Below are 7,196 nucleotides of genomic sequence, written 5' to 3'. Positions count from 1 at the left end.
CGCATCTCTTAGGCTCTTTCTCACTTATCTCCGCCCTTTACCACTCTAACTCAACCTTTTCCGTATTGGTCCCTCAGCTCAACTCCTTACTGGAGGCAATCGAAAAATCACGAACAACCGCAGAGTCGGCCATCGAGATTGTCGAGAGAGGAGGGTGCTTGGCCTACGAGCGGCTATCCTTGCTGTCATCCAACGGCACTCCTCTGCTGAAGGAGTTATCGGTATCGATCCCGCTCGGGACCCTCGTGTTGCTCACCGGACCTAGTCAGGCTCCGGGAACGGCATTGTTCAGAGCGACGGCGGGCATTCCGGCGCCCGGCACAGGGCGCATAATTCGCCCTGGTTCCGACGACATCGTGTTTCTCAAGCAACGACCTTATCTGCCGCCAGGGACGTTGCGCCAGATTCTTGTGCGTCTGGAGAATGCAGGCGAAATTTCGGATGAACAAATGTTCCAGGTGTTGCGCGAACTTGATCTCGAATGGGTCGTGAGCCAGGCGGGCGGGTTGGATAAGGAGCAAAGCTGGGAAATGTCGCTTTCGCTGACCGAGCAGCAACTCTTAGCCGTTGCGAAAGTTCTGCTCGTGCCACCGCGGGTCGTCTTCCTAGATCGAGTCGACACGACGCTGGGGTCCAAAAAACTCCGCAAGATCCTGCGCCTCCTTTCCGACCGTTCGATCACCTGCATCAATAACGGAGAAGCCCACGACGCGCGTGATCTGTATCACGCGGTCCTTGAGTACAGTGAGGATGGTCGGTGGACGTGGACACCGAACCGAGCCTGATCTTTCCTGGAATGGCTCGCAATAACTACCGACCAATCACGGTCACGAGCAACGTCGGTAGAGCCGCCGAGGTGATGAGCTGCGATCCGCTCTACGACAACGGGACTTGACGTGTCGCTCTGCGCGTCACCGCGGATGAAGAGTACGACTGCCCCCACTCCCGAAAGCAGCCAGTGGGCTTTGCACGAACCACACCCGCGAGCGAAATTTCCACCAGGCAATCATGCTTAAGCTATGCAGGATGACCTGCAGACCAAGAGCTGCCTGGTTACCCCGAGCACCACTGCCAATACCTGAAGCGAAATTCCGATCCACCTCAGAATGGTCTCCGCGAAAATCATGGCCACCCAGTCCAGCGCATGGTACGTCCAAGCAAACTGGCGATTGCCAGCGAGGCCGCCGAAAAGAGGATTGCTCTCCTGGCCATCGAACGTCGAAAGCGACGGTCGGAGTTGCTTGTGATAGCCACGAAGGGCACCAGGATCTTGATCGGGTGATCTTTGCCGCAAATTGGCGGGTGAGGACGCCGCGTTCAACAACCACGGGGATGGTCGCCAGCGCCATGCCGATCGCCGCGATGCTTGCCGGTGCGTTCGGTTCAGAAGCAAAACGCACGCAAGCAGTCCTTGGCCGTCTGACGATATCGCTTACCGGTCAGAGGTTGGTTTTGACGAAACGGTTGGCCTTGGCCGCCTCATTCATGTCCTTGCGCCGAAAATAGATCGCTCGCCCGCAGCGGATTGGACTTTGGCCTTGGACGATAACGATCTGTTCGTCCTTTCTCATCGACTGGGTGATCTCGTGCGGCATGATCAGCGGCCTTCGCTGAAAATTCACGTTCTCCGATTGGCGAGATCCCGTGGTGGAACTGCTCCAGCCGACATTGCGCGACCGGCCCTTTACCTCGACGGTCATTTCCCCGCATTGGGCCGAGATGCTACGAGCCGTGTCGAGTGCCTTGACTGCGGCATAGGAGGCGAACGCGCAGCCGTCGATCCATGAGGTCGCTCCGTCCCTGCCGAAGTGTCGTTCCAACTGTCCAACGGATTGGTACATGAGCATCAGCGAAATTCCGTATTTGCGGCCACGGTCGCGCGCTTCTTCCAGCACGCGCATGTAGCCGAGCAGGTCGACCTCATCGAGCATGAACAATGTGCGGCGGTCGAATGCGCCATCGGCCTGCACCATGGCCTTGATCAGCGAGCCGATGATCACCCTTCCGATACCAGGATACGAGCGCAGGATGGCAGCCGGGACGTTGAGGAACACATCTTTTTTGCCAGAAACGATCTCGCTGGATTTGAAGGCGTTGCCGCAGACGAGACCAGCGTAACTGGCGAGCGACAGCCACTGCGTATCCTTCGACGCCGTCGAGTAGACGCCGGAAAACGTCTGCTCCGTCATGTTGGTGAAAACGCCGAGGGTTTCGCGGATGAAGTCGGATCCTGAATTCTCCTGAACGTCACGCAGTATGGCGAGCACCGACGGCTCCGGCTCGGAAACGATCTGGCGCAAACTGCGCAGAGTTCGCCTTCCGGCATATTCTGGCGAGAGCATCACATGCGCAAGCAGGCCGGTCAGCAGATTGTGCGCCTGGTTCTGGAAGTAGGCGCCGCTTGACGATTCGAAACGTGCGCTTTCCGATAACAGCATATGTGCGATGCCGACGATGTCCTCTTCCTTGCGGGTCGATGTTTCAATGCCGTCGAGGATATCGAAGCCCGTTGCCGGATCAGCAGGGTCGAGCACGATTACGTCACGGCCGAGAACACGCCTGCGGTACTCGACCACCATCGGCGCAACTTCCGTCGACGGGTCGAGGCAGATGAGCGGACCCGAATATCGAAGCGCCGTCGGTACGACATTGCTGGTTGTCTTGAACCCGCCGGAACCGGCGAAGAAGAGCATATGCGTGGAGTCGAAATCCTGCTTGTAGGTCAGGAGCGGCGCCCTGCCGCCTTGTCCCCACGTCGAACGATCGTAGGGGTCGAAGGAAAGCTTATGCACAAGTTCGCGATCGACGCGATAGAGCTCGCCGACGACGATTTCGCCATCGGGCGGGAAAAGTCTTGCGGCCGCACGCATCGAGAGCCAGTCGGCGTCGCCGAAGATTCCACTCTTGGCGCGTTTGACCGGATCGGCGACGACAACAGAGATGCGGGCCGACACCGCAACGATCAGAAAGCCGAGAAACGATCCAACCACGGCGAAAGCGTCGAGATAAGAAAGCGCCTCGTCCCAGGCGATGATGCCGCGCTCGACGGAGGGAGAAAGACGTCCATATTCCCGCAAGGCGTAAAAGCCGGCAACGACGAGAAGGCCGAGAAGGCTTGCGATCGCGATCGGCCGGCGTCGATGCAACGGCAAGGGCCAGACCGTCAGAAGTCCTGCGAGCGGGCCGAGCAAAAGTGCCGGCACTGGTGTTGACCGCAAGAACCAGTATTGCGTCTTCCCTGACATGCCCGAGGCCAATTCCGGCCATCGCCAGCCTGTCACGTAGACGGCAAAGGCGGTAACGGCGAGAGGGACGAGAACAAGCAGAAGGCTCGGATGCAATCGATGCTTCAATGCCATTCCGCTTTCTCCTGAACAGCGTCCAGAGAAGAGGCCTTGAACGCCTCTTTGCCGATGTCGCGCAGCCGCTGATGTTCCGAAGAACCCGGAACGATCCGGGCCAATTCGAGCAGGCCGCCGAGCAGGAACGCCCGGTCGGCTTTCGAAAGCCCGGCCTTGACGACAATGCTGCCGAGTAGAAATTTCTGCCGAGCCTCGCGCTTGCGCTCAGCCGCCATCAGAAACCGCCGCCGGCGTTCCAGTCCGGCCAGCCTCCGGTCGATGCGGTTGAGGTGATGTGGCGGCTGTGGCCTTCGGTTTCTTTTGAAATCGGGCAGCGATCTCGGCGACGATCCCATCGAGCTCTCCGTCGGACAAGTCCATCTCCGCCAGACCCGCCTTTGTCGCGGCGTGAGCAAACCGCTCGGCGGATTTTACTATCAAAAATCTTCTGCGTTCCTTCAGCTTCTCGATCTGTGCATCGAGTTCGGAAATCCATAATTTTGCTGCCATTGAAGATGCTCCATTGTGCGCGATCTAAATGATTCTCGTATTTATACACACTAGAATAAGATAGTTAAATAGGGTAGCTTGCGCAGTGCCCAAGAATTTGGAGCGCAATTCCCGCCGCTGCCGACTTTCGGAAAAGCGGCATCGCCCACTCGGGCCGATCGGTTTGTGGGCGCAACATCCGTCGCTTGAGAGATTTACACGGAAGGTCGGGAGACGATCGTGGCGATCATGTTCGTCAGAGCGCAGATGATAAGTAGGGGTGCGGGACGCAGCATCGTCTCGGCCGCCGCCTATCGCCATCGGACGAAAATGAGCGATAAGCAGGTTGGCACGACGTTCAGCCGTCGCGGCGTTTCGTCGGAACTGGTGCATGAGGAGCTGGCCCTACCGGATGAGGCGCCGGCGTGGCTGCGCAAGGCGATCGAGGGACGCTCGGTCGCCGGCGCCAGCGAGATGCTCTGGAACGCCGTCGATGCGTTCGAGAAGCGGGCCGACGCGCAGCTTGCGCGCGAACTGATCATTTCTCTGCCGGAAGAACTGATGCGTACTGAGAACATCGCTCTAGTGCGCGAATTCGTCCGCGACAACCTCACCTCGAAAGGAATGGTCGCCGACTGGGTCTATCACGACAAGGACGGCAATCCTCATATCCACCTGATGATGACGCTGCGTCCTTTAACGAAAGAGGGCTTCGGGCCGAAGACCGTGGCGATAACAGGAGCAGACGGTAAGCCGCTGCGCGTTGTCACGCCGGACCACCCGAAGGGAAAGATTGTCTATCGGTTGTGGGCGGGCGATCGGGAAACGATGAAGGCGTGGAAAATTGCCTGGGCGGACACGGCCAACCGGCATCTGGCACTCGCCGGTCATGAGATCCGGCTCGACGGCCGCTCCTATGCCGAACAGGGGCTGGACGGTATCGCACAGAAATGTCTCGGTCCGGCAAAAGCGGCATTGGTACGCGAGGGCAGGGAGATGTTCTTCGCGCCGGCGGAACTTGCCCGCCGGCAGGAAATGGCAGATCGCCTGCTTGCGGATTCCGAACTCCTGTTGAAGCAGCTTGCCAATGAGCGCTCGACCTTTAATGAGCGCGATATCGCCCGGGCGCTCCACCGCTATGTCGACGATCCGGTAGACTTCGCCAATATCCATGCGCGGCTGATGGCATCGAACGATCTCGTCACGCTGAAGCCGCAGCTGTTCGATCCGCAAACGGGAAAAGCTGCAGAGCCCGCAATCTTCACGACGCGCGACATCCTGCGCATCGAATATGAAATGTCTCAGTCGGCGCGGGTTCTCGCGGAGCGCGGCGGGCACGCCGTCCCCGATCGGCGGATCAACGCAGCGATCGAAACCGTCGAGACGCGTGATCCGGAAAGGCGCTTCCGGCTCGATGCGGAGCAGGTGGACGCCGTCCGGCATGTCACAGGGGACAGCGCTCTTGCCGCGGTCGTCGGGTTTGCTGGCGCCGGCAAGTCCACACTTCTGGATGCCGCGCGCGTCGCCTGGGCAAGCGAAGGTCGCCGGGTGATCGGTGCGGCACTTGCCGGAAAGGCGGCCGAAAGTCTGGAAGAGAGCTCCGGCATCAAGTCGCGGACGCTCGCATCGTGGGAGCTCGCCTGGGCCGACGGCCGCGACAGGCTTGGGCGCGGCGACGTGCTGGTGGTCGACGAAGCCGGTATGGTGTCGTCGGAGCAAATGGCGCGCGTCTTGAAGGTTGTCGAAGAGGCAGGCGCGAAAGTCGTCCTGGTCGGTGACGCCATGCAGCTCCAGCCGATCCAGGCAGGTGCTGCGTTTCGGGCAGTGACGGAGCGGGTCGGTTTTGCCGAGCTTTCCGGCGTGCGCCGACAGAGCGAGCAATGGGCACGCGACGCGTCCCGACTGTTTGCGCGCCGCGACGTCGAACAGGGTCTCGACGCTTATGTGGAGCGAGGCCATCTTGTCGAAGTGGAGACGCGGGAGGAAGCCATCGGACGCATCGTTTCCGACTGGACGGATGCTCGTCGTGAGCTGCTTCGGAAATCCGCCGATGAAGGAAGCCCGGGACGTTTGCGCGGCGACGAACTACTCGTTCTCGCTCACACCAACGTGGATGTGAAACGCCTGAACGAGACATTAAGGAGGGTGATGACGGCGGAGGACGCACTCGGTGACAGCCATGCCTTCCAGACCGAACGCGGGGCGCGCGAGTTTGCCAGTGGCGACCGCATCATCTTCCTCAAAAACGCCCGTTTCTTCGAGCCGCGCGCCGAGCATCCCGATGCCCAATATGTCAAGAACGGCATGTTGGGCACGGTTGTTTCGACGACCGATAAACGCGGCCGGATCCTGCTTTCGGTGCGCCTCGATAATGGCCGCGACGTCATCTTCAGTGAGGATAGCTACCGCAATGTCGATCACGGTTATGCCGCGACGATCCACAAATCGCAGGGCGCCACGGTCGACCGGACGTTCGTTCTTGCGACCGGCATGATGGATCAGCATCTGACCTATGTGTCGATGACCCGGCATCGACACCGCGCCGATCTCTACGCGGCCAAGGAAGATTTTGAGGCAAAGCCGCAATGGGGCTGGAAGAGCCGGGTCGATCATGCCGCCGGCATCACCGGGGAGCTTATTGGTGTCGGTGGGGCACAATTCCGCGAAGGCAAGGGTGTCGATCCGAGCCCCTACGCCGACGTCAAAACGGATGACGGGGTTACGCATAGACTCTGGGGTGTGAGCCTGCCGAAGGCACTGCGGGAAAGTGGGGTCGGCGTCGGGGACACGGTCACTCTGCGCAAGGACGGGGTTGAGAAAGTCAAGGTTCAGGTTCCTTTCATCGACGAGGAAACCGGGCGGAAACGTCTCGAGGAAAGGGAAGTGGATCGCAATGTCTGGACAGCCCGACAGGTCGAAGCCGTTGCGGCCAGGCAGCAGCGCATCGAGCGGGAACGCCATCGGCCGGAACTGTTCAATCAGCTCGTCGAACGGTTATCGCGCTCCGGCGCCAAGACCACCACGCTCGATTTCGAAGATAAGGCCGGCTACCAGGCTTTTGCTAGTGATTTCGCGCGGCGTCGCGGGATTAGTCATCTCGCGGAGATCGCCGCCGGGATAGAAGACTACGTTGTCCGGCAGCTGGCCCGACTTGCCGGAATGAGGAAGGAACTGGCGGTGTTGTGGGAAAGGGCAAACGTTGCTCTAAGCTTTGTGATCGAGCGCGAGCGGCACATCGCTTATGATGACCGAGTCCAGGCCCCATCCCGAGAGGAGACCCGGGCCGAGGACATGCGGGATCTGCTGGCACCTGTTAAGACTTTCTCAAGGAGAGTGGGTGAGGGTGCGGATCGGGGGGCACTGGCG

The 7,196-nt window shown here is 60.0% G+C and carries 5 protein-coding genes; 2 read left to right on the top strand and 3 right to left on the bottom strand.

Annotated features, from left to right (window positions below; all coding sequences use genetic code 11):
* Positions 1-785, top strand: a 785-nt coding sequence (locus C9413_RS24835) for an ATP-binding cassette domain-containing protein (protein WP_170251033.1), incomplete at its 5' end; no start/stop codon positions are given.
* 654 nt (positions 786-1,439) lie between these two features.
* Here the strand turns inward: C9413_RS24835 and traG are convergent.
* The 3 genes from traG to C9413_RS24820 are packed head-to-tail and all read right to left on the bottom strand — an operon-like array spanning position 1,440 to position 3,851.
* A complete protein-coding gene (gene traG, locus C9413_RS24830; RefSeq protein ID WP_039845814.1) occupies positions 1,440-3,359 on the bottom strand; it encodes a Ti-type conjugative transfer system protein TraG in 1,920 nt (639 codons plus the stop codon).
* Complete coding sequence (locus C9413_RS24825; protein ID WP_039845813.1) at positions 3,350-3,577, bottom strand: conjugal transfer protein TraD; 228 nt, start codon at positions 3,575-3,577, stop codon at positions 3,350-3,352. Before C9413_RS24825 ends, traG begins: the two co-directional genes overlap by 10 nt.
* Complete coding sequence (locus tag C9413_RS24820) at positions 3,567-3,851, bottom strand: TraC family protein (protein WP_039845812.1); 285 nt, start codon at positions 3,849-3,851, stop codon at positions 3,567-3,569. The genes C9413_RS24825 and C9413_RS24820 overlap by 11 nt, the downstream gene beginning before the upstream one ends.
* Positions 3,852-4,070: 219 nt before the next feature.
* On the opposite strand from C9413_RS24820, the gene traA reads away from it, so the two are divergent.
* On the top strand, positions 4,071-7,196 hold a 3,126-nt coding region (gene traA, locus C9413_RS24815), incomplete at its 3' end, for a Ti-type conjugative transfer relaxase TraA (protein WP_170251032.1).

Origin of the sequence: Rhizobium sp. SEMIA 4085, assembly GCF_013004495.1 — a bacterium.
GTDB classification, from domain to species: domain Bacteria; phylum Pseudomonadota; class Alphaproteobacteria; order Rhizobiales; family Rhizobiaceae; genus Rhizobium; species Rhizobium gallicum.
This window is presented reverse-complemented; position numbering and strand designations above follow the sequence as displayed.